Below are 22,101 nucleotides of genomic sequence, written 5' to 3'. Positions count from 1 at the left end.
AAGCCTGAATTAACTCTAGGAAATGCCCTGATGAACAGTCCAGTAAACGCCAACGTAGTCCACGAATCCGAAGCCCAGCGCCAGCACGCCCGCGTCAAAATCCCGGCCAAGCTGCGCTTTTTCAACACCGACCGCACGCCGACCGAAGCACGCGTGCTCGACCTGTCCGCTGGCGGCCTCGCGTTCACCGCGACGCAGCCGCTGACCATCGGTGAAGTGCACAAGGGGCGCCTGCAATTCGTCATCGATAACCTCGGCCTGGCGATGGACGTGGAGCTGCAGATTCGCTCCTACGACCGCCAGACCGGCCGCACCGGTTGCCAGTTCCAGAACCTCGATGCCCAGGATATTTCCACCCTGCGCCACTTGATCACCTCGCACTTGTCCGGTGACATCGTGACCATGGGCGACGTGCTCGCGACCCTGCAGCGCGACAACTTCACCAAGGCGCGCAAGGTCAAGGACAGCGGCAGCAACATGAGCGCCTTCGGTCGCTTGCGCGCCGTGACGTTCAGCCTGGCAATCTTCCTGGTGGGTCTGGCCGCGTTCGGCTTTGTGTTCAAGTCGGTCTACGGCATGTACTTCGTCAGCCACGCCCAGGCCGGCATTGTCAGCGTGCCTGGCATGAACGTGACCATGCCGCGCGACGGCACCGTGCAAAGCCTGCTCAAGGGTGATGCGATCGCGGCCAAAGGCGCACCACTGGCCACCTTCAGCACCAGCATGCTGGATGTGCTCAAGGGCCATCTGGATGAAGACCAACTGCAACCGGCCAAGGTTGAAGAGCTGTTCGGCAAGCAAATGACCGGCACCCTGACTTCGCCATGCGATTGCATCGTTGCCCAGCAAATGGTCGCCGACGGTCAGTACGCCAGCAAAGGCGATGTGATCTTCCAACTGGTACCGCGCGGCGCCCAAGCCAATGTTGAAGCACGCTTCACCTATCGCCAGTTTGGTGACGTTCGCCCAGGCACACCGGTGAGCTTCCAGGTGGCCGACGAAGAACAACTGCGCACCGGCACCATCGTCAGCAGCACCAGCCTGAACAGCGCCGACCTGTCCTCCGACATCCGCGTGCAGATCAAGCCTGACGCTCCGCTGGACAGCACCTACGCCGGCCGCCCGGTCGAAGTGACCAGCGACCGCGGCCCATCGCTGAACTGGCTGATCGACAAAGCCATGGCTCACGGTCTGTAAGCGAGGACATGCCTGTGATGACTTTCCCAAAAACACCGCAATCCCTGTGGGAGCGGGCTTGCTCGCTAAGGGATCAGCGCGGTATGCCTGATGGACCGCGTCGCCTGCTTCGCGAGCAAGCCCGCTCCCACATTGGATCGCTGTGCACATTGGCACTGGCCATTTCTCTGGCCGGTTGCGCCGGCCTGCCTGACCAACGCCTGGCCAATGAAGCGCTCAAGCGTGGCGACACCGTCACCGCGCAGCAGAATTACCAGCAACTGGCAGACCTGGGTTACAGCGAGGCCCAAGTGGGCCTCGCCGATATCCAGATAGGCACCCGCGATCCGGCGCAAATCAAACAGGCTGAAGCCACTTACCGTGCGGCGGCGGACACCTCGCCCCGCGCCCAGGCACGCCTCGGCCGCCTGCTGGTGGCGAAGCCCGGCTCCACCGAAGCCGAGCACCATGAAGCCGAAGGCCTGCTGAAAAAAGCTTTTGCCAACGGTGAAGGCAACACGTTGATCCCGCTGGCGATGCTGTACCTGCAATACCCGCACAGCTTTCCGAACGTGAACGCCCAGCAGCAGATCAGCAAGTGGCAAGCAGCGGGTTATCCGGAAGCCGGCCTGGCCCAGGTGCTGCTGTATCGCACCCAGGATACCTACGACCAGCATCTGGATGATGTGGAGCGCATTTGTAAAGCCGCGCTCAACACCACCGACATCTGCTACGTCGAGCTGGCCACGGTTTACCAGAAAAAAGCCGAACCGGAAAAACAGGCCGAGCTGCTCAAGCAAATGGAAGCGGGCTACAGCCGTGGCACCGTCACCGCACAACGCGTCGACAGTGTTGCTCGCGTATTGGGTGATGCTTCGTTGGGCAAGACCGACGAAAAAACTGCCCAGGCCCTGCTGGAAAAAATCGCGCCTGGCTACCCGGCTTCCTGGGTGAGCCTGGCGCAACTGCTCTACGACTTCCCGGAGCTCGGCGACGTCGACCAAATGATGAAGTACCTGGACAACGGCCGCGCCGCCGACCAGCCGCGCGCCGAGCTGTTGCTGGGCAAGCTCTACTACGAAGGCAAGTGGGTACCGGCAGACGCCAAGGCCGCCGAAGCACACTTCCAGAAAGCCGTAGGCCGCGAAGTGGCTGCCGATTACTACCTCGGCCAGATCTACCGCCGTGGCTACCTGGGCAAGGTCTACTCGCAAAAAGCCCTGGACCACTTGCTGACGGCGGCGCGCAACGGCCAGAACAGCGCCGACTTCGCCATCGCCCAGTTGTTTTCCCAAGGCAAGGGCACCAAGCCCGACCCACTGAATGCCTATGTCTTCAGCCAATTGGCTAAAGCCCAGGGCACGCCAGAGGCCAATGACTTGGCCACGCAGCTGGAGGCACCGCTGACGCCTGAGCAACGCGCTCAAGGCCAACGCCTGGTGCAACAGGAACTGGCCGCACGCGGCACCCTGGCCCAGAGCACGCTGCAACTGCACGCCCTGCAAGAAGAAGACGGCGAGGAATCCCTATGAAGCTCAACCCATTCGTCAAGGCCGGCATCGGCCTGACCTTCGCCCTGCTGTGGTCGTGCCCGACCCTGGCCGCCCTGACCGAAGCCAAGAACTTCGGCCTGGAAGTCAAAGCCACCGCGCAGTCCGAAGATGACCGCGACCTCGGCACGCAGAAAGGCGGCGACGTCAACGGCATCGGCCTCGACCTGCGCCCGTGGATCTACGGTGAAAGCGGCAACTGGAGCGCCTACGCCATGGGCCAGGCGGTTGCGTCCAGCGACATCATCGAGACCGACACCCTGCAACAGTCGGCCAATGACGAAAACCAGCAAACCAGCAACAACGATCGCAAGACCAAGAAAAACTACTTGGCCATGCGTGAGTTCTGGGTCGGCTACAGCGGCTTCACGCCCTACCCTGGCGAGATCCTCAAGCTCGGTCGCCAACGCCTGCGCAATGACGACGGACAATGGCGCGATACCAACATCGAAGCACTGAACTGGACCTTTGACACCACCCTGCTCAAGGCCAACGTCGGCGTTGCCGAACGCTTCAGCGAATACCGCACCGACCTCAAGGAACTGTCGCCGAAGGACAAGGACCGTCAGCACCTGTACGCCGACGCTTCCTACCAGTGGACGCCGGGCCAATGGATCGGCCTGCGCGGCCACCACACCCATGACAACGGCAAGCTCGATTACCCGGAACCGGGCCAGCCGACCGACTCGCTGGACAAGCGCGAGAACGGCGACCTGACCTGGCTCGGCATCGAAGCCAACAGCGACGCCTATAACTGGCGCAACACCAACACCGTCAACTATTGGGCGAGCATCACCGGCATGCAGGGCGACCGTGACACGGTCAACGCTTTGAAGGCCGACGGCACCCGCCCCGACCAGGCCAAGCGCAGCGATGACGTGAATGGTTGGGCTACCGACTTGGGTATCCGCCTGCGCCTCGACCCGCAGTGGCAAGTGGGTGCTGCCTACGCCCGCGCCAGCGCCGAGTACGAACAGAACGGCCTGCAAAGCAACCGTTCGAACTGGACCGGCACCCAGTCCCGCGTGCACCGCTTCGGCGAAGCCTTCCGTGGCGAAATGAACAACATGCAGTCCATGAGCCTCTTCGGTTCCTGGCAGTTGCGCGAGGACTACGACGCCAGCTTGGTGTACCACAAGTTCTGGCGTGTCGACGGTAACAAGCCGGTGGGCAGCAACGGCATCGATGCCGTGCAGAACAACACCGACGATGTGACCGGCGCGATCCTGTCCAGCACTTCCCTGCCGCTTGAAGACGGCAAGAAAGACCTGGGCCAGGAGATGGACCTGGTCGTTACCAAGTACTTCAAGACCGGCTTGCTGCCGGCCGCGCTCAGCCAGTCGATCGACGAACCGTCGGCCCTGGTGCGCTTCCGTGCCGGTGTGTTCAAACCGGGTGACGCCTATGGCAGCCAGGTCGATTCGTACATGCATCGCGCCTTTGTCGACGTGATTTGGAAGTTCTGATGGGAGCCTGCGCAATGATTCCTCAACGCTTGCTGGTGACCGCGATGCTGATGGCCAGCGCCACAGCCTTCGCCGATACCGCGCAGCAGGTCAAGGCGCCGACCATCGCCAAAGAACTGCAACAGGCCAAGACCTACACTATTTCCAGCCCGCCGACCGCGCCGCTGGAAATGGCCAAGCCGGCCCTGCCGGATCTTTCGGGCTACACCGCTGCAGCGATGCAAAAGAAGATCGTGCGTGGCAAAGCGGGCAAGATCAGCATCCGTCGCATGATGCAGGAAGACGCCCTCAAGGACTTCATTGGCGGTGACAACAAGATGGCCGAATGGGTGGTGCGCCAGCACGGCATTCCCCAGGCGATCTTTGTCGATGACGGCTACATGAACCTCAAGGACCTGCTGGGCAAGGTGCCCAAGCAGTACCTGAGCGAAACCTCGCCGGGCGTGTTCCTGGCCAAGTTGCCGATCGTGGTCGGGCGCAAAGGCATCCTGGAAATCGACAAGAAGACCCAGGAGTTGCGTTTGTCCCAGGAAGCCGGTTCGTTCCTGATCAACGATGGCCAGCTGTTTGTGAGTGACACCAAAGTCACCGGCTGGAGCGAAAAAGCCAACGGCCCGGCGCTGTTCAAGTCGCCCAAGGAATTTCGCCCGTTCCTGCTGGCTTGGGGCGGCACCGAGACGTACATCGCCAATACCAAGATGGCGAGCTTCGGCTACGCCAACAGTAAGTCGTACGGGGTGAGTATTTCCCAGTACACGCCGAATATGGCCAAGGTACTCAAGCGCCCTGAGCCGACCGGCTGGATCATTGATTCCGAGTTCTCGGACATGTGGTACGGCTTCTACTGCTACGAGACCACGGGCTTTGTGATCAAGGGCAATACCTACAAAGACAACATCGTCTACGGCATTGACCCTCATGACCGTTCCCACGGCCTGATCATCGCGGACAACACCGTCTACGGCACCAAGAAGAAGCACGGCATCATCATTTCCCGGGAAGTGAACGACAGCTTCATCTTCAACAACCGCAGCTACGACAACAAGCTCTCCGGCCTGGTGCTCGACCGTAACAGCGTCAACAACTACGTGGCTGACAACGAGTTCTACCGCAACCACACCGACGGCATCACGCTCTATGAGAGCGGTGACAACCTGCTGTGGGGCAATAAAGTGATTGCCAACCGTCGCCACGGTATCCGCGTGCGTAACAGCGTGAACATCAAGCTGTACGAAAACACCTCGATGGCCAACGGCCTGACGGGGCTTTACGGCCACATCAAGGATTTGACCGACACCGACCGTGACATCGCCCTCGACCCGTTCGACGCCAAAGTTTCGCTGATCGTGGTCGGCGGAGAGCTGGCGGGTAACGGCAGCGGACCGCTGTCCATCGATTCGCCGTTGAGTGTCGAGTTGTACCGCGTGTCGATGCTGGCGCCGACCAAATCCAGCGGCATCAGCTTCTCCGGCATTCTTGGCGAGCGCCAGGAAGAAATTCTCGACCTGCTGGTACGCCAGCAGAAAGCCGTGCTGATCGACCCTGTCGAACGCCAGACCGAAATGCAGGACTGAGGATGACCCTTATGCACCCACACATGATCAAACTGCTCAGCCTCTCGGGTCTGACCCTCGGCCTGCTTGCGGCCAGCCAGGGCGTGCGCGCCGACGAAATCAAGGCGCCGACCTTCACCGCCGAACCGTGCTGCAGCCTGTGCCCGGCGGCGCATGATGCGAGCAACTACACCACGCGCTACCAGCAGAACTTCACCACCTTGGTACAAGCCCAGGGCGACTGGCTGTTCCGTACCCAGGAAGACCTGCGTACCGAGTTCGACACCACGCCTTCCGGCTACAAGCGCATGCAACAGCTGCACGATGCGTTCAAGGCCAAGGGCGTTGAATTGGTGGTGGTTTACCAGCCCACCCGTGGCCTGGTGAACCGCAATAAACTCAACCCGGAAGAGAAAGCCAAGTTCGATTTCGACAAGGCACTGGGCAACTACAAGACCATGCTCGGCCGTTTCGCCAAGATGGGCTACGTGGTGCCGGACCTGTCGCCGTTGACCAACGAACAGCTTCCGGATGAACTGCCGGCCCACGATTTCTACTTCCGTGGCGACCAGCACTGGACGCCCTACGGCGCCCAGCGCACGGCGAAAATCGTCGGTGCCAAAGTGCGTGCAATGCCTGAGTTTGCCGACATTCCCAAGCGCGAATTCGAAACCAAGCGTTCCGGGCGCATGGGCAAGACCGGCACCCTGCACAACATGGCCGGCCAGCTGTGCGGCACGAGCTACGCGATCCAGTACATGGACCAGTTCACCACCGAGCCCAAAGGCGAAGCCGGTGATGGCGACCTGTTCGGCGACTCGGGCAACCCGCAGATCACCCTCGTGGGCACCAGCCACAGTGGCAAGAACTACAACTTCGCCGGTTTCCTCGAGCAGGAAATCGGTGCCGATATCCTCAACGTCGCCTTCCCTGGCGGCGGTCTGGAAGGTTCGATGATCCAGTACCTGGGCAGCGACGAATTCCAGAAGTCGCCGCCAAAGATTCTGATCTGGGAGTTCTCGCCGCTGTATCGCCTCGACCAGGAGACCATCTATCGCCAGATGATGTCCCTGCTCGACAACGGCTGCGAAGGCAAGACCGCACAGATGACGGCCAGCACGACATTGAAACCCGGCAAGAACGAATTGCTGGTTAACAGTTCGAACAAAGACCTGCGCAACGCCAACCACCAGGTTGATATCCGCTTCGCCGATCCATCGGTGAAAACCTTGCAAGCCACCCTCTGGTACATGAACGGGCGCCACGAGGACATCAAGATCGAGAAACCCGAAACATCCGATACAGACGGGCGTTTCGCCTTTGAACTGCGCACCGATGAAGACTGGGCCTCGCAGAACTTGCTGGCCGTGGAAGTGCAGGGTCCCGAAGCGGGCGCTGCCGCGCAAAAGGTTGAAGCGAAAATTTGCACACGCAACGTATTCCCAAGCAGCGGTCAAAAAACCGCATCACTCGGGCAATGAGGTTACCTATGCAGAAGTTATTGATCCCTACGTTACTCGGCCTGGCGATGTTCGCCGGCTCCGTTAACGCCGCCGCGCCACTGCGTCCGCCCCAGGGTTATTTCGCACCGATTGAAGCCTTCAAGACCGGCGACTTCAAGAATGACTGCGACGCCATGCCGGCGCCGTACACCGGCTCGCTGCAATTTCGCAGCAAGTACGAAGGTTCGGACAAGGCGCGTTCCACGCTGAATGTGCAATCCGAAAAAGCCTTCCGCGACAGCACCGCTGATATCACCAAGCTGGAAAAAGACACCAGCAAGCGCGTGATGCAGTTCATGCGCGACGGTCGTCCGGAGCAGCTGGAATGCACCCTCAACTGGCTCACGAGCTGGGCCAAGGCGGATGCGTTGATGTCCAAGGACTTCAACCACACCGGCAAGTCCATGCGCAAATGGGCGCTGGGCAGCATGGCGTCGGCCTATGTACGCCTGAAGTTCTCCGATTCGCACCCGTTGGCCAACCACCAGCAGGAATCGCAAATCATCGAAGCCTGGTTCAACAAACTGGCCGATCAGGTAGTAAGCGACTGGGACAACCTGCCGCTGGAGAAAACCAACAACCACTCCTACTGGGCCGCCTGGTCGGTGATGGCAACGTCCGTCGCCACCAACCGCCGCGACCTGTTTGATTGGGCGGTGAAGGAATACAAGGTCGGCGTGAACCAGGTCGATGACCAGGGCTTCTTGCCGAACGAATTGAAGCGCCAGCAACGCGCCTTGTCGTACCACAACTACGCCCTGCCGCCGCTGTCGATGATCGCCAGTTTTGCCCTGGTCAACGGTGTTGATCTGCGCCAGGAAAACAACAGCGCGCTCAAGCGCCTGGGCGACAAAGTGCTGGCCGGGGTGAAAGACCCGGAAATCTTCGAACAGAAGAATGGCAAAGAGCAAGACATGAAGGACCTCAAGGAAGACATGAAATATGCCTGGCTTGAGCCGTTCTGCACCCTCTACACCTGTGCGCCGGATGTGATCGAGCGCAAACACGGGATGCAGCCATTCAAGACGTTCCGCCTCGGGGGTGACCTGACCAAGGTGTACGACCCGACGCATGAAAAGGGCAACAAAGGTAGCTGACGAAACGCACTTCAAATGTGGGAGCCCGCTCCCACAGTTTGAACCGGTTTCGTCAGTAGGAATGTAGTACCGCCCCCTCGCGAAATCGTGGGGGGGTTTGGGGGGGCTCTGGCCCTTGACTGTTGGTTAAACATGGAGAGATCGGGATGGTTTTCTCGTCCAATGTGTTCCTGTTTCTGTTCTTGCCGATCTTTCTCGGCTTGTACTATTTGAGCGGGCAACGCTATCGCAACCTGCTGCTGCTGCTGGCCAGCTACGTGTTCTACGCCTGGTGGCGAGTGGACTTCCTGGCGCTGTTCGCCGCGGTGACGCTGTGGAACTACTGGATCGGCCTCAAGGTCGGTGCGGCAGGCGTGCGCACCAAGCCGGCCCAGCGCTGGCTGCTGCTGGGCGTGGTGGTCGACCTGTGCATCCTCGGCTACTTCAAGTACGCCAACTTCGGCGTCGACAGCATCAATGTGATGATGAAGTCGGCGGGCCTGGAGCCGTTTATCCTGACCCACGTGTTGTTGCCGATCGGTATCTCGTTCTACATCTTCGAGTCCATCAGCTACATCATCGACGTGTACCGTGGCGACACCCCGGCCACGCGCAACCTCATCGACTTTGCAGCGTTCGTGGCGATCTTCCCGCACTTGATTGCCGGCCCTGTGTTGCGCTTTCGCGACCTGGCCGACCAGTTCAACAACCGCACCCACACCCTCGACAAGTTCTCCGAGGGCTGCACGCGGTTCATGCAGGGGTTCATCAAGAAGGTCTTCATCGCCGACACCCTGGCGGTGGTGGCCGACCATTGCTTCGCCCTGCAAAACCCGACAACGGGCGATGCCTGGCTCGGCGCGCTGGCCTACACCGCACAGCTGTACTTCGACTTCTCCGGCTACAGCGACATGGCGATTGGCTTGGGCTTGATGATGGGTTTCCGCTTCATGGAAAACTTCAAGCAGCCGTACATCAGCCAGTCGATCACCGAGTTCTGGCGTCGCTGGCACATCAGCCTCTCCACCTGGCTGCGTGACTACCTGTACATCACCCTGGGCGGCAACCGTAAAGGCACGCTGACCACCTACCGCAACCTGTTCCTGACCATGTTGCTCGGTGGCCTGTGGCACGGTGCGAACATCACCTACATCGTGTGGGGCGCCTGGCACGGCATGTGGCTGGCGATTGAAAAAGCCATCGGCCTCAACACCTCGCCGCGCAGCTTCAACCCCGTACGGTGGGCCTTTACCTTCCTGCTGGTGGTGATGGGCTGGGTGATCTTCCGCGCCGAAAACCTGCACGTCGCCGGCCGTATGTACGGTGCGATGTTCAGCTTTGGCGAGTGGTCGCTGTCGGAACTCAACCGCGCCAACCTCACCGGCCTGCAAGTAGCAACCCTGGTGGTGGCCTATGCAACCCTGGCGTTTTTTGGCCTGCGCGACTTCTACACCAATCGCCCTGCCGAGAAAACCGAGAAGACCAAGCCAGCCGACCCGAGCCTGATCAAGGCCGTACCGGGCGACAACCCTGGCAGCATCCACGAGCCCGGCTTCACCGTGGGCCAAGATGCCGCCGTGCAACCGGCCTACTGGACCGCTGACTGGCCACGCTACGCCATGCGCGCTGCGGTGCTGCTGCTGTTCGTGGCGTCGATTCTTAAATTGTCGGCGCAGAGTTTCTCGCCGTTCCTTTACTTCCAATTCTGAGGGAGCCGACCATGACCCGTTCATTACGCGTCCTCTATATCGGCCTGTTCCTGGTGGTGCTGCTGGCCCTGGGTGCCTGGTCACTGCGCAGTTTCTTCGGTTTCAGCACCAATGCCGACGCAACCGTGCTCAACGGCCGTTGGACCAAGGCTGTCGAGACGCACTACGACGAAGAGTTCCCGATCAAACGCCTGGGCACCAACCTGTGGGCAGCGCTGGATTATAAGCTGTTCAATGAAGGTCGCCCTGGCGTGGTACTGGGTCGCGATCACTGGTTGTACAGCGACGAGGAGTTCAACCCCGCCGTCAACGAAGACCAGAACCTTGAAGGCAACTACGCGCTGGTCGAAGGCGTACGCCAGAAGCTTAAGGCGCAGGGCATTCAGCTGGTGATGGCGATCGTGCCGGCCAAGGTGCGCCTGTACCCGGAACACCTGGGTGAAGTGAAACCGGCCAGCGTCCACGCCAACCTGTACCAAGACTTCCACGCCCGTGTCGCCGCCGACAAGATCATCGCCCCCGACCTGCTTGGCCCACTGCAACAGGCCAAGCTCGCTGGCAAGCAAGTGTTCCTGCGCACCGACACGCACTGGACGCCGGACGGTGCTGAAATTGCCGCCAAGCAGTTGGCTAAGACGATTACCGAAAAGACCCCGCTGAGCGGCGAGCCACAGCGCTTTGTCACCGAAGCCGAGAAAACCGAGCCGCACAAAGGCGACCTGCGCCTGTTCCTGCCTCTGGACCCGCTGTTCGAAAACCTGATGCCACCTAAAGAGCCGCTGGAAAAACGCGTCACGCACCTGGCCGAAACCAAAGGTGACGACGCGCTGTTCAGCGACAGCGAAACCCCGGTGGCACTGGTGGGCACCAGCTACAGCGCCAACCCCAACTGGAACTTCGTCGGCGCCCTCAAGCAAGCCCTGGGCAGCGACGTAGTCAGCTACGCCGAAGACGGCCATGGCCCGATCCTGCCAATGCTCAGCTACCTCAAAAGCGATGACTTCAAGAACAGCCCGCCACAGGTGCTGATCTGGGAGTTTCCTGAACGTTATCTGCCCGTGAACAACGAAATCGGCGATGCCGACCCCAAGTGGGTTGCGCAACTTAAACAAGCCGGTACGCGCCAACAGAACATGGCACTGAACACCCCAGCTAAAAACCCAAAATCCGAGACGCCCGACCGGGCGCAAAACTGAAAGAGAGGTAACTCACATGACTTTCACTACTACTCCGCGTCGTCTCGCCAAAACCTTGGCCCTCGCCGCTGGCATGAGCATCGCTTCGATGTCGGCCTTCGCCGGTGATGCTGCCTTGTACGGCCCCGTCGCACCGAAAGGTTCGAGCTTCGTGCGCGTCTACAACGCCTCAAATCAAGAAGTCAGCGCCACCGTTGGCAGCACCAACCTGAGCGAAGTCGCGCCACTGGCGAGCAGCGATTTCAGCTTCATGCCGGGCGGTGACTACAGCGCGAAGGTAGGCAGCCAGACCGTGCCGGTCAAACTCGCCGCAGACCACTACTACACCCTGGTCAACAACGGCAGCGGCCAGCCACAGCTGATCGAAGAACCACCGTTCAAGAATAAGCAGAAGTCCCTGGTGCGCGTGCAGAACCTCAGCGACAAGGCCCTGACCCTGAAAACCGCTGACGGCAAGACCGACGTGGTCAAGTCCGTGGCTGCCAAAGGCCGCGGCGAGCGCGAAATCAACCCGGTGAAAGTGAGCCTGGCCTTGTATGACGGCGACAAGAAAGTCAGCGACCTGAAGCCAGTGGCGCTGGAGCGCGGTGAAGCCGCCGTGCTGTACGTCACGGGTTCCGGTTCGAGCCTGTCGCCAGTCTGGGTGAAACGCCCAGTGTCGACCCGCTAACTGAATTTTCGATCTGGCTCCATTCCCCTTGTGGAAACAGGGCCCTGTGGGAGCCGGGCTTGCCCGCGATGGCATCCCCTCGGTGTAACTGAAACACCGAGTCGCCTGCATCGCAGGCAAGCCAGCTCCCACAGGGACCGAGTAGCCCGATCGAACCGAGACAAAAACAAGAGTGAAACGACAAACCTTCGTAGCTCTGACCCAAATTGATTCAAGGAGAAACACATGATCCCAGTAATCCTTTCCGGTGGTAGCGGCTCACGTCTTTGGCCGCTTTCCCGTAAACAGTTTCCTAAACAATTCCTGGCCCTGACCGGCGAACACACGCTGTTCCAGCAAACCCTGGAACGCCTGGTGTTCGAAGGCATGGACGCCCCGATCGTGGTCTGCAACAAGGACCACCGCTTTATCGTCAACGAACAACTGGCGACCCGTAAGCTGGAATGCCAGCGCATCCTGATGGAACCGTTCGGCCGCAACACGGCGCCGGCCGTGGCTCTCACCGCGATGATGCTGGTCAACGAAGGCCGCGACGAGCTGATGCTGGTGCTGCCGGCCGACCACGTGATCGACGACCAGAAAGCCCTGCAACGTGCACTGGCCCTGGCTACCGTAGCCGCCGAGCGTGGTGAGATGGTGTTGTTCGGCGTGCCGGCGACCCGTCCGGAAACCGGTTATGGCTACATCAAGTCCACGGCTGATTCGCTGCTGCCCGAGGGCGTGAGCCGCGTGCAACAGTTCGTGGAAAAGCCCGATGAAAAACGTGCCGTCGAGTTCGTCAAAAGCGGCGGTTACTTCTGGAACAGCGGCATGTTCCTGTTCCGCGCCAGCCGCTTCCTCGAAGAGCTGAAAAAGCACGATCCGGACATCTACGACACCTGCGTGCTGACCCTGGAACGCAGCGAGCAAGATGCCGACACCGTGTCCTTCGACGAAGCCACCTTCGCCTGCTGCCCGGACAACTCCATCGACTACGCTGTGATGGAAAAAACCCAGCGCGCCTGCGTGGTTCCGCTGAGCGCCGGCTGGAGCGACGTGGGTTGCTGGGCGTCGCTGTGGGCTGTCAACGACAAAGACGTCCACGGTAACGTCAGCAAAGGCGACGTGGTGATCCAGGACAGCCGCAACTGCATGATCCACGGCAACGGCAAACTGGTGTCGGTGATCGGACTGGACAACATCGTGGTCGTTGAAACCAAGGACGCGATGATGATTGCCCACAAGGACAAGGTCCAGGGCGTCAAGCAGATGGTCAACACCCTGAACGACCAGGGCCGCACTGAAACCCAGAACCACTGTGAAGTCTATCGCCCGTGGGGCTCCTACGACTCGGTGGACATGGGCGGCCGCTTCCAAGTCAAACACATTTCGGTCAAGCCGGGCGCGTGCCTGTCGCTGCAAATGCACCACCACCGCGCCGAACACTGGATCGTGGTCAGCGGCACGGCCGAAGTGACCTGTGACGAGAACGTGTTCCTGCTCACCGAAAACCAGTCCACCTACATCCCGATCGCTTCGGTGCACCGCCTGCGTAACCCAGGCAAGATCCCGTTGGAGATCATCGAAGTACAATCGGGCAGCTACTTGGGCGAAGACGATATCGAGCGATTTGAAGATATCTACGGCCGCTCGACGCCAGTTGAACGTGGCGTGTCGGTGAAAACTATCGCGCAGTAAAACAGTCGTACAAGAAGCCCCCGTCCAGCCGACTGCGTCCCCTATCCGCAGCCGGTTGGGCGGGGGCTTTTTAGTTCACAGGCCGTTCAAGCCTATGCGCGACCGCCCCAGTTACTCGGGGAATAGGCATTGTAATTGCCCGTATTGTTAGTGCTGGTGCCCGCAATGTCATATTTTTTCTTGCCATATTCCTCCATAGTCCTGCCGCCCCAGACCATAGCCCCCCCGAAAACTTTCGCACCTGCGCCACCATTGGTCGCAACTCTCGCGCCAACCCCCTGCATCGCCGCACCTGCCACCGTTATGGCGACCCCGGCGACCTTACCCTTATTCGAATCATCTTTAACGTGAAGCGCCGTTGAAAACTGCGAATTGACGCGATTGCTGATGCCTTGCATGAGTGTCTGGCGCAGATTCGTAAGCCCCAGGTTTTGCATACGCGGTAACCCGTTCGAGCTGACCTCTTGCTTGGGCACTTGATTGGGTGTTCCCAACACCGCAGGCGCTGGCGTGGATGCCAGCGAGACAAAGGCGTCGGTACAGGGGCGAGGGTATTTGATACGGTCATAGAACATCTCACTTCGTAAGTCTACGGTTGAGTTCCTTCATGGCTTAGCGCGCAACTCCGTGCTCAAACTCTGTGGGAAAAAGCTCGAAACCGGTTCCCGTATCAAAGGAAATGCCCACGCACCCAGGTCGTGCTTTGCGGCTGCTGAACAGACGCAATCCTGGGTTTTGATTGCCGTTACCTACGACTGGCGCGATCGAATGTGTCGGCACCATACTCTTGGGCAACCTTGCCTCCCACGATCATCGCGGCGCCGAGGACTTTGGACAACGTCCCACCGCTGGTGACCAGTGTTTGCCCAGCCTCCTGGGTTGCCATGCCGCCCATGGCAATACCAAATCCCTTGGCGTGCCTGGCGTTCATACCGCTGTTGCGCAGATCTGCTGAAGGCGCTTGCAGCAAGGTTTGCCCCAAGTTTGTAAGCTTCTGATTCTGCATACGACCAGACGGGCGTGAACCCGGCTCTTCGTTCGTTTGCCTGGACGCTCCAGCCGTATTCGGCGCTGGTGCTCGCTGAGCCGTGATGAGAGAGGTCACCGCCGACGCCAGGGCGGAGGTGACGGCCGGCGCAAGAAGGGCTGCTGCAATCATAGTTTTTCTCACTTAATCAGACTGCGGTTGATAACCCTCCTGGGTAGTTGGCATTTCCCTATGCTGGCTCTGTGGAGAAAATGAGTTATCAGGTTCCCTGTAAACGAAAACCGCTACCCGCGATAGGCACCGAGGCCACCCCGCAGGTAGGATGTTTTATCTGCTTATGAGGTTGTCATCATGTTCTTCGGCGTCCTATTGATCATCACCTGGTTGATCCTGTTGCTGCGCTATCCGGCCAAGGCCTTGCCGGTGTCGCTGGCCGCCGCCGTTGGCCTGGGTCTGGTCGCCGTTTGGGTGGTATGGCTGGACAACCGCGAAGCCTCTCAATTAGCCCGACTGGAACTGCGCATCACCTATGCCGCCGCAGAATGCCCGGCCGACCGGCCGCTCAAACTGACCCTGAACAACGGCAACGACGTGCCCCTCACCGAGCTGCGGTGGCGCGTCGCCGCCTATGCGCCGGGCGACACGGTCAACCTCGCCGACAATGTCTACGCCGCCCCGCGCTATCGCGGACCGGGTGAGTTGCAGGCCGGCGCCACCTGGGACGATTGCCTGCCCACACCGCCTCTACGCGCCGGCTACCGCCCGCAAACCCTCGAATTTCGTGCCGAGCACCTGCAAGGCAGTTTCTCGGACTGACAAAGGACTGACCCATGCCCAACGTACTCATCACCGGATGTTCAAGCGGCATCGGCCGTGCCCTGGCGGATGCCTTCAAAACCGCCGGCTACACGGTGTGGGCCAGCGCCCGCCGCCCGGAAGACGTCGCCGCCCTTTCCGCCGCCGGGTTTAATGCCGTCGAACTGGACGTCAACGACAGCGCCGCCTTGCAGCGCCTGGCCGAACAATTGGGCGAATTGGATGTGCTGGTCAACAACGCCGGTTATGGCGCCATGGGTCCGTTACTCGACGGCGGCACCGAAGCCATGCAGCGCCAATTCGAGACCAACGTGTTCTCTATCGTGGGTGTGACCCAAGCGTTGTTTCCGGCCCTGCGGCGCAGTAAAGGCCTGGTGGTGAATATCGGCAGTGTTTCCGGTGTGCTGGTCACGCCGTTTGCCGGCGCCTACTGCGCGTCAAAAGCCGCCGTACATGCCTTGAGCGATGCACTGCGCATGGAACTGGCGCCGTTTGGCGTGCGCGTGATGGAAGTGCAACCCGGCGCCATCAACACCCACTTCGCGAAAAACGCCGGGGCCCAGGCCGAGTTGTTGATCAATGAGCAATCCCCTTGGTGGCCGTTGCGCGACGGCATCCGTGCGCGCAGCCAGGCCTCCCAGGACAAACCCACACCGGCCAGCGTGTTTGCGGCGGATGTGCTGAAGGCTGTGCAACAAGATCTACCGCCACGCCTGCTGCGTTCGGGCAATGGCAGCCGGGCATTGCCGTTGATGGCGGCGTTACTGCCCAAGGGGTTGCTGGAGAAGGTACTCAAGAAGCGCTTCGGGCTCGCCGGCTCGCTTTAGCTCTTCATGAAATCAATAAACGCCCGCATCTTCAGCGGCAAATGCCGAGTGTCCGGATACAGTGCGTAGACCCCTTGCGGGGCGAAGCGATGGTCCGGCAACAGGCGCACCAACCTGCCGGCGTCCAGATCGTCTTTGACCAGCCATTGGGGCAACACCGCCACGCCATGCCCGCGCACGGCGAAGGCTTGCAGGACTGCGGCGCTGTCAACCACGAGGGTGGTGTGCCCCGTGCGGTATTGATGCTCGACGCCCACCGAGTCGGTCACCGTCAATTCGGTCAGCCGCCCATGGCCCAACCTGGGCATCTGCTCCAATTCATCCAGGGTGCTAACCCCTGCTAACGCTGGCGCCGCCACGGCAAACACCTCGAACGTCGACAACTGCACCGCGCGCAGGTTGGAATCCAGCAAACGTCCCAGGCGGATCGCCACGTCAAAACGCTCGGAGATCAAATCTGCATGGGTCGAGGAGGTGGATAAGTGAATATTCAAGTCCGGATGCAAGCGGCGGAAAGCTTCGATAGCCGGAACGACCACGGCCAACGCGTATTCCACGGTGGTGGTAATGCGCAACGAACCTTTGAGCTGGGCATGCTCCGAGCGCGCCTCTTCCACCGCCAGCCGCGCCTCTTCGAGCATGCGCGTACAGCGCAGGTAGAAGCGTTCGCCGGCATCGGTCAGCGCCAATTGGCGGGTGTTGCGGGTCAACAGGGTCACGCCCAACTCGGCTTCCAGGCGTTTGAGGTTGAAGCTGACCACGGCGCGGGTCTGCCCCAGCAAATCAGCCGCAGCCGTCAGCGAGCCGGCCTCGACCACGGCCTTGAAGGTGTCGAATCGGTCCAGGCTGACCATCGGCAGCGCGCTCCTTTGTCAAAATATTTTTGACAAACTAACAGGCAAACCGACGTATACCAAACACTGCATCCCTCCTACCCTGCCCGCTTCATTCGCAGGATTGCGCCCATGACCTACCGCTCGAAAGTCGCCTGGATCTTTTTGCTAGGCTTCGCCCTGGACTTGGTGAATATGTTTGTCGCCACGGTCGCCTACCCGGATATCGCCCGCGACCTGCAGGCCTCGGTCACGCAACTGGCGTGGATCAGCAACGCCTACATGCTCGGCCTGACGGTGATCATTCCGCTCAGCGTCTGGCTGGCCGCGATGATGGGAGAAAGAGCCTTGATCGCCGCCAGCCTGCTGTTGTTCGCCGGAGCCTCGGTGATGGTGGGCCAGGCGAGTTCGATTGAAACGCTGATCGGCTGGCGCGGCCTGCAAGGGCTGGGCGGTGGCCTGCTGATTCCCGTTGGGCAGGCCATGGCTTACCGGCACTTCCCTGCCGCTGAGCGCAGCCAACTGACGGCGCGGGTGATGTCAGTGGCGTTGTTGGTGCCCGCGTTGTCCCCAGCGTTGGGCGGTTTGATTGTCGACAGCCTGTCATGGCGCTGGATCTTCTACGCCAACCTGCCGCTGGCGCTGATCACACTGCTGCTGGCCCTGCTGTGGATAAAACCCGACGCGCCCACACCTGTAAGGCCGGGCCTGGACGTGAGCAGTATTTTCAAACAGATCGGCAGCCCGATGTTGCGGGTCGCCATGCTGATCTATCTGTGCATTCCCGGCGTCTTTATCGGCACCAGCCTGATCGCCATCCTCTACCTGCGCGGCCTCGGCTATGACGCCACGCACACCGGTGCGCTGATGCTGCCCTGGGCGCTGGCCTCGGCAGTCGCAATTTACCTCAGCAAAAAGCTCTTCAACCGTTGCGGGCCGAAGCCGTTGTTGCTGGCGGGCATGGCGCTGCAATGCATCGGCATTCTGTTGCTGAACGAGCCTGCGCTGATTATCCCGGCCTATCTGTTGATGGGTTTGGGCGGCAGCCTGTGCAGCAGCACCGCGCAAACCCTGGCGTTTCTCGATATCCCCGCCGAACGCATGGGCCACGCCAGCGCCTTGTGGAACATCAATCGGCAAGTGAGCTTCTGCCTGGGCGCCGCGCTGCTGAGTGGATTGTTGTCGGCCTTGGATTCTTTCGCCATTACCTTCACGATGGCAGCAGCCCTGACCCTGCTGCCTCTTTTTGCAGTGCTGCGCCTGGACACGTCCCGAGTGCGCGCATTGCTCCACCCTGCCAGCGAGCCTCACCGATGATTGATTACAGCGACTTTTTTGAAGAAGTGATCCAGACCCACGTCGAGATCGAGCAATGGTTTGCCGGGGTTGCGCCAGAGGGCACCTTGCAGAACTTGCTCGCGCGCTTCTCTCCGGAATTCAGCATGGTTGCCCCGGCGACCGGCACACGGGTCAATACCGCCGGGGTCAACGCCCTGTTCACGCGTTTGGGCGGCATGCGTCCGGGGTTGAAGATCACGTTGAGCGAGATGACCGGGATTGACCGGCATGCGCGTGGCGCCACGGTGACTTATCGTGAACATCAGGTGGATGACAGCGGCACGCAGACGGACCGCCGCGCCACGGTGGTGTTCGAGAAGCAGGCCAGTGGCGCGCTGTTGTGGCGTCACCTGCATGAGACCTTTATCAAAGCCTGACAGGGTCGATAAATGTGGGAGCGGGCTTGCTCGCGAAGGCGTTGGGTCAGTCGATGGATTAGGTGACTGTCACACCGTATTCGCGAGCAAGCCCGCTCCCACATTTTAGTTGCGTGTTTGATCAACAATCACCGTGCAAGTAATCCCCGCCGCCAACAACACCCCCTCCGGCACTTCATCGATATGAATGCGCACTGGGACCCGCTGCGCCAAACGCACCCAGTTGAAGGTGGGGTTCACATCGGCAATCAGCTCGCGGCTTTCGGGGTTGTCACGGTCATAGATGCCGCGCGAGATGCTTTCTACGTGCCCCTTGAGGGTCTCGCCGCTCATCAATTGCATATCGGCTTTATCACCGACCTTGACGTGAGGCAGTTTGGTTTCTTCGAAGAACCCGTAAACCCAGAACGAGTTCATATCGACAACGGCCATCTTGGCTTCGCCGATGCGCGCGTAGTCGCCGCGATGCACATTCAGGTTGGTGACATAACCATCGACCGCCGCGACGACTTGAGTGCGTTTCAGGTTGAGTTCGGCCGCTTCCAATTGCGCCAGAGCGTGCTGGTAATCTGCCAAGGCCGAATCGGCGATGTTGCTGGCGTCTTCGCGGTTTTCCTTGGAGATCACCAGCGCATCGAGGTCGGCGCGGCGGTGGGCGTTGACCTTGCGCATTTCCCAAGTGGCCTTGCGCGAAGCCACCAACGATTGCGCCTGCTTGACTGCGATGCGGTAGTGCTCGGGGTCGATCTGCATCAGCAAGTCGCCCTTTTTCACCAACTGGTTGTCACGCACCGGCACGTCGACCACTTCACCCGTAACGTCAGCCGCCACGTTGATGATGTCCGCACGCACGCGGCCGTCGCGGGTCCACGGGGTCTCCATGTAATGCACCCACAGCGTGCGGCCAATCCAGATCGCCAAGGCCAGTACCAGCAAGGTCGCGAGCAGGCTGAAAAACTTTTTCATCGGGGCATTCTCAACGGTAGACGGTCAGCGCCAGGGCGCCAAACAGGCAAACGAACAGGCTCAGGCGCAGCAACGCCGGGTGCCAGAAAAAACGGTACAGGTCGAACCCGGCCAGGAAGCGATCCAGCGCCCAGGCCAGCACGGCCGCGATCAGGAACATCAGGGTGATGGTCGGCATGTACACGCCGTGGAAGGCGATTTCACGGGGCATTCGGGGATCCTTTGAGGGCAGCGAGCGGCGATTGCGGGTCCAGCAATGAGGTGCGGATAAAATGCAGGTAGCTTTTCACCCGCCGCAGCGCCGAGGTATCGAAGTGCGGGGCGAAGGGTTCGTCGGTGGCCTGCACGCGGCTGATCGCGTGGTCCACAGCGATCAGGCCACGCTCCAGGTTGCTCGCGCTGGGTTGCAGGAACAAGCGCACCAGCGAGCGGCCCATCACGCGGATCGCCTGGCGCCAGGGCTGGGATTCGGCGTACGCCGGGTGCACCGGCAAAATCGCCTGTTCCTTACGCAACTCGATGATCGCGTGGCCGACTTCCAGCACCACGAACATCCAGCGCAGCAGGTCGCGCTGCACGTGTGGCTGGCCGACGGCGAGGCCGTAGGCCTGGTGCAGCAGGTCGCGGGTGCGGCTTTCGAAACTCGAGGCCAGGCCCTTGAGCTTGCCGCTGATCGCGTACACCACTTGCTCGCGCAGGTCCTGCTCCAGGCGGCGCCACAGCCAGCGGCTGTTGGGCGGCAGGATGATCGCCCCCGCCGCCGCGCACACCAGCATGCCGATGACCATGGCGATGTAGTCGTTGATAAAGGTGTAGGGGTTGTAGACCGTGAGGTTGTCCGGCACCGAGCCGGTGCTGAAGAAGATCAGCAGGCCCACGCCCACACCCGCGTATTGCGGGCGTGAAGCGAGGAAGGCCCCAAAGATGATCACCGGGGCGAGCATCACGCAGAGCAGCGGGAAGCCGTCGATCAAGGGAAATACGAAGAACATTTCGACAAAACCCACCAGCGCGCCGATCAAGGTGCCGCACGCCATCTGGAATGCCATGCGCTTGGGGTTCGGTGTGGCGGCGGACAAGCCGACGGTGGCGGCGGCGATCAGGGTCATGGTGGCGCCGCTGGGCCAGGCGGTGGCAACCCAATAGCTGCCGAGCACGATCAAGATGAATGACGCACGAATCCCTGAGGCGGCGCAGGCCAGCCAGTTGGTTTTCGGTATGAAGGTTTCGTCCCACTGCTCGCGCGCATGGCTGTGATCCGCGAGGGAGGCGTGGGTTTGCGCGTAGTTGTGCAGGTCATCGACAAAACGGTAAAGCAGCTCGTAGGCGGTATGGAAATCCAGCTGTTCGGCTTCGCTGGGGCTCTGTTCCTGGAAGGTCGCGCGCAGGCTGCGGACCTTGGCCGGCAGGCCGTCCTTGTAGGCGCTCAGATGAGCCACCAGGCGCGCTGCGTCAGGGCTGGTGAGCGCGCGACCGGAGAAGCCATCGAGCACTTCGGCAAGGTCCTGCAGGCCGGGTTTGATGGCGGCGACCACATGATCGGCGTCATCGGTTCGCAGGCGTTCAAGCAACTGGTGCAAGGCGTTGAACCGCGTGGTGATGCTCATGAATTCGCTGTTGAGGCGGCTCAGCCGACCGTTGCGCCGGCGCATGTGCGGGTCTTCAAACACGGTGAGGCTGCGCAGCCCTTCCAGGCCGATCGCTTCGGCGATAAACCGGACGTTGCTGGCCTCGAAACCGTCCCGTTTACTGCGCCCGCGCAGGCCGTCGGTGACAAACAGCGCGAACACGCCAAAACGTTGGTACAAGGCGTTGCGCATGGCGGCGCTGCTGGTTTGCGGCAGGATCGCCGCGCTGACCAGCGTGGAACACAATATCCCCAGGGAGATTTCCAGCACGCGCCACACCGCCGCCATAAAGGCGCCGTCCGGGTGGGCCAGGGCCGGCAAGCCGACCATCGCCGCCGTGTAGCCGGCCAGTACAAACCCGTAGGCGCGAAAGTTACGGTTGCGCGTCGCACCGGCGGTGCAGACGCCGACCCAGATCGCCAACGCGCCGAGGAACAGTTCGGTATTCTGCGCAAACAGGGCAATCAACAACACCATCACCGCCGACCCCGTCAGGGTGCCAAGGAAGCGGTAGAAACTCTTGGCAAACACCTGGCCGCTCTGCGGTTGCATCACGATAAACACGGTGATCATTGCCGTGCGCGGTTGCGGCAGCTCCAGGCGCATGGCCAACCACAGCGTGAGGAACGCGGCGATCAGCACCTTGAAGATATACACCCAGGTCACGCCGTCGCTGCGTGCCCAGTCGAAAAAACCACGGCGCCACTCAAGGGAATGCAGCCAGCGCAGCGGTGCAGGCAAGGGGGTCATCAC

General features: G+C 60.8%; 20 protein-coding genes. 14 read left to right on the top strand and 6 right to left on the bottom strand.

Going from position 1 to position 22,101, the window contains the following annotated elements:
- Nucleotides 1-30: 30 nt before the first annotated feature.
- From AB4O35_RS10960 to AB4O35_RS10915, 10 genes are all read left to right on the top strand, one after another.
- Nucleotides 31-1,197 (top strand): alginate biosynthesis protein Alg44, encoded by a 1,167-nt coding sequence (locus tag AB4O35_RS10960; RefSeq protein WP_065875014.1) that lies wholly within the window; start codon nt 31-33, stop codon nt 1,195-1,197.
- Between the two features lie 83 nt (nt 1,198-1,280).
- Nucleotides 1,281-2,708, top strand: a complete 1,428-nt coding sequence (algK, locus tag AB4O35_RS10955; protein WP_371915014.1) for an alginate biosynthesis TPR repeat lipoprotein AlgK — start codon at nt 1,281-1,283, stop codon at nt 2,706-2,708.
- Complete coding sequence (locus AB4O35_RS10950; RefSeq protein WP_065875015.1) at nt 2,705-4,192, top strand: alginate export family protein; 1,488 nt, start codon at nt 2,705-2,707, stop codon at nt 4,190-4,192. The genes algK and AB4O35_RS10950 overlap by 4 nt, the downstream gene beginning before the upstream one ends.
- A complete protein-coding gene (algG, locus tag AB4O35_RS10945; RefSeq protein ID WP_065875016.1) occupies nt 4,192-5,766 on the top strand; it encodes a mannuronan 5-epimerase AlgG in 1,575 nt (524 codons plus the stop codon). The genes AB4O35_RS10950 and algG overlap by 1 nt, the downstream gene beginning before the upstream one ends.
- Nucleotides 5,767-5,777: 11 nt before the next feature.
- Nucleotides 5,778-7,226, top strand: coding sequence for an alginate O-acetyltransferase (locus tag AB4O35_RS10940; RefSeq protein ID WP_065910614.1), 1,449 nt, complete (start codon nt 5,778-5,780; stop codon nt 7,224-7,226).
- An 8-nt stretch (nt 7,227-7,234) separates the two neighbouring features.
- A complete protein-coding gene (locus AB4O35_RS10935) occupies nt 7,235-8,344 on the top strand; it encodes a mannuronate-specific alginate lyase (protein WP_083207046.1) in 1,110 nt (369 codons plus the stop codon).
- A gap of 146 nt (nt 8,345-8,490) precedes the next feature.
- Entirely contained in the window at nt 8,491-10,032 is a 1,542-nt protein-coding gene (locus AB4O35_RS10930; RefSeq protein ID WP_065875018.1) for an MBOAT family O-acyltransferase, read from the top strand.
- Nucleotides 10,033-10,043: 11 nt separating this feature from the next.
- Nucleotides 10,044-11,228, top strand: a complete 1,185-nt coding sequence (locus AB4O35_RS10925; RefSeq protein WP_065945255.1) for an alginate O-acetyltransferase — start codon at nt 10,044-10,046, stop codon at nt 11,226-11,228.
- Between the two features lie 16 nt (nt 11,229-11,244).
- Complete coding sequence (locus tag AB4O35_RS10920) at nt 11,245-11,898, top strand: alginate O-acetyltransferase AlgF (protein ID WP_049709899.1); 654 nt, start codon at nt 11,245-11,247, stop codon at nt 11,896-11,898.
- A gap of 225 nt (nt 11,899-12,123) precedes the next feature.
- Nucleotides 12,124-13,575, top strand: a complete 1,452-nt coding sequence (locus AB4O35_RS10915) for a mannose-1-phosphate guanylyltransferase/mannose-6-phosphate isomerase (protein WP_065875020.1) — start codon at nt 12,124-12,126, stop codon at nt 13,573-13,575.
- Nucleotides 13,576-13,667: 92 nt separating this feature from the next.
- Here AB4O35_RS10915 and AB4O35_RS10910 read toward each other — a convergent pair whose 3' ends face one another.
- On the bottom strand, nt 13,668-14,150 hold the full coding sequence (locus tag AB4O35_RS10910) for a hypothetical protein (protein ID WP_065879585.1): 483 nt from the start codon (nt 14,148-14,150) through the stop codon (nt 13,668-13,670).
- A 170-nt stretch (nt 14,151-14,320) separates the two neighbouring features.
- The gene (locus AB4O35_RS10905) at nt 14,321-14,734 is read right to left on the bottom strand and encodes a hypothetical protein (RefSeq protein ID WP_065875022.1); all 414 of its coding nucleotides are present in this window, start codon (nt 14,732-14,734) and stop codon (nt 14,321-14,323) included.
- 180 nt (nt 14,735-14,914) lie between these two features.
- On the opposite strand from AB4O35_RS10905, the gene AB4O35_RS10900 reads away from it, so the two are divergent.
- Nucleotides 14,915-15,379, top strand: coding sequence for a multidrug transporter (locus AB4O35_RS10900; RefSeq protein WP_065879586.1), 465 nt, complete (start codon nt 14,915-14,917; stop codon nt 15,377-15,379).
- A gap of 14 nt (nt 15,380-15,393) precedes the next feature.
- Nucleotides 15,394-16,206 (top strand): SDR family oxidoreductase, encoded by an 813-nt coding sequence (locus AB4O35_RS10895; protein ID WP_065910575.1) that lies wholly within the window; start codon nt 15,394-15,396, stop codon nt 16,204-16,206.
- On the opposite strand, the gene AB4O35_RS10890 is transcribed toward AB4O35_RS10895, so the two are convergent.
- The gene (locus tag AB4O35_RS10890) at nt 16,203-17,060 is read right to left on the bottom strand and encodes a LysR family transcriptional regulator (RefSeq protein WP_460149585.1); all 858 of its coding nucleotides are present in this window, start codon (nt 17,058-17,060) and stop codon (nt 16,203-16,205) included. The two genes, AB4O35_RS10895 and AB4O35_RS10890, sit on opposite strands and share 4 nt — an antisense overlap.
- A 111-nt stretch (nt 17,061-17,171) precedes the next feature.
- Between AB4O35_RS10890 and AB4O35_RS10885 the strand changes: the two genes are divergently transcribed.
- A complete protein-coding gene (locus AB4O35_RS10885; protein WP_065945256.1) occupies nt 17,172-18,356 on the top strand; it encodes an MFS transporter in 1,185 nt (394 codons plus the stop codon).
- Nucleotides 18,353-18,754, top strand: coding sequence for a hypothetical protein (locus AB4O35_RS10880; RefSeq protein ID WP_017526200.1), 402 nt, complete (start codon nt 18,353-18,355; stop codon nt 18,752-18,754). The genes AB4O35_RS10885 and AB4O35_RS10880 overlap by 4 nt, the downstream gene beginning before the upstream one ends.
- Nucleotides 18,755-18,859: 105 nt before the next feature.
- Here the strand turns inward: AB4O35_RS10880 and AB4O35_RS10875 are convergent, their stop codons facing one another.
- The 3 genes from AB4O35_RS10875 to AB4O35_RS10865 are packed head-to-tail and all read right to left on the bottom strand — an operon-like array spanning nt 18,860 to nt 22,098.
- A complete protein-coding gene (locus AB4O35_RS10875) occupies nt 18,860-19,720 on the bottom strand; it encodes an efflux RND transporter periplasmic adaptor subunit (RefSeq protein WP_065875026.1) in 861 nt (286 codons plus the stop codon).
- 10 nt (nt 19,721-19,730) lie between these two features.
- Complete coding sequence (locus tag AB4O35_RS10870; RefSeq protein WP_065875027.1) at nt 19,731-19,931, bottom strand: DUF1656 domain-containing protein; 201 nt, start codon at nt 19,929-19,931, stop codon at nt 19,731-19,733.
- Nucleotides 19,921-22,098: an FUSC family protein gene (locus AB4O35_RS10865; protein WP_065875028.1), complete on the bottom strand. Its 2,178-nt coding sequence runs from the start codon at nt 22,096-22,098 to the stop codon at nt 19,921-19,923. Before AB4O35_RS10865 ends, AB4O35_RS10870 begins: the two co-directional genes overlap by 11 nt.
- Nucleotides 22,099-22,101 lie beyond the last annotated feature (3 nt).

Source organism: Pseudomonas sp. H1_A03, assembly GCF_054685145.1.
The sequence above is the reverse complement of the archived record's forward strand: the minus strand, read 5'-3'. Positions and strand labels throughout refer to the sequence as shown.

Bases quoted from the DNA above. Each gene is read 5' to 3' on its own strand.
- AB4O35_RS10960 (WP_065875014.1), top strand. From the start codon at position 31: ATGAACAGTCCAGTAAACGCCAACGTAGTCCACGAATCCGAAGCCCAG.
- algK (WP_371915014.1), top strand. From the start codon at position 1,281: ATGCCTGATGGACCGCGTCGCCTGCTTCGCGAGCAAGCCCGCTCCCAC.
- AB4O35_RS10950 (WP_065875015.1), top strand. From the start codon at position 2,705: ATGAAGCTCAACCCATTCGTCAAGGCCGGCATCGGCCTGACCTTCGCC.
- algG (WP_065875016.1), top strand. From the start codon at position 4,192: ATGGGAGCCTGCGCAATGATTCCTCAACGCTTGCTGGTGACCGCGATG.
- AB4O35_RS10940 (WP_065910614.1), top strand. From the start codon at position 5,778: ATGCACCCACACATGATCAAACTGCTCAGCCTCTCGGGTCTGACCCTC.
- AB4O35_RS10935 (WP_083207046.1), top strand. From the start codon at position 7,235: ATGCAGAAGTTATTGATCCCTACGTTACTCGGCCTGGCGATGTTCGCC.
- AB4O35_RS10930 (WP_065875018.1), top strand. From the start codon at position 8,491: ATGGTTTTCTCGTCCAATGTGTTCCTGTTTCTGTTCTTGCCGATCTTT.
- AB4O35_RS10925 (WP_065945255.1), top strand. From the start codon at position 10,044: ATGACCCGTTCATTACGCGTCCTCTATATCGGCCTGTTCCTGGTGGTG.
- AB4O35_RS10920 (WP_049709899.1), top strand. From the start codon at position 11,245: ATGACTTTCACTACTACTCCGCGTCGTCTCGCCAAAACCTTGGCCCTC.
- AB4O35_RS10915 (WP_065875020.1), top strand. From the start codon at position 12,124: ATGATCCCAGTAATCCTTTCCGGTGGTAGCGGCTCACGTCTTTGGCCG.
- AB4O35_RS10910 (WP_065879585.1), bottom strand. From the start codon at position 14,150: ATGTTCTATGACCGTATCAAATACCCTCGCCCCTGTACCGACGCCTTT.
- AB4O35_RS10905 (WP_065875022.1), bottom strand. From the start codon at position 14,734: ATGATTGCAGCAGCCCTTCTTGCGCCGGCCGTCACCTCCGCCCTGGCG.
- AB4O35_RS10900 (WP_065879586.1), top strand. From the start codon at position 14,915: ATGTTCTTCGGCGTCCTATTGATCATCACCTGGTTGATCCTGTTGCTG.
- AB4O35_RS10895 (WP_065910575.1), top strand. From the start codon at position 15,394: ATGCCCAACGTACTCATCACCGGATGTTCAAGCGGCATCGGCCGTGCC.
- AB4O35_RS10890 (WP_460149585.1), bottom strand. From the start codon at position 17,060: ATGGTCAGCCTGGACCGATTCGACACCTTCAAGGCCGTGGTCGAGGCC.
- AB4O35_RS10885 (WP_065945256.1), top strand. From the start codon at position 17,172: ATGACCTACCGCTCGAAAGTCGCCTGGATCTTTTTGCTAGGCTTCGCC.
- AB4O35_RS10880 (WP_017526200.1), top strand. From the start codon at position 18,353: ATGATTGATTACAGCGACTTTTTTGAAGAAGTGATCCAGACCCACGTC.
- AB4O35_RS10875 (WP_065875026.1), bottom strand. From the start codon at position 19,720: ATGAAAAAGTTTTTCAGCCTGCTCGCGACCTTGCTGGTACTGGCCTTG.
- AB4O35_RS10870 (WP_065875027.1), bottom strand. From the start codon at position 19,931: ATGCCCCGTGAAATCGCCTTCCACGGCGTGTACATGCCGACCATCACC.
- AB4O35_RS10865 (WP_065875028.1), bottom strand. From the start codon at position 22,098: ATGACCCCCTTGCCTGCACCGCTGCGCTGGCTGCATTCCCTTGAGTGG.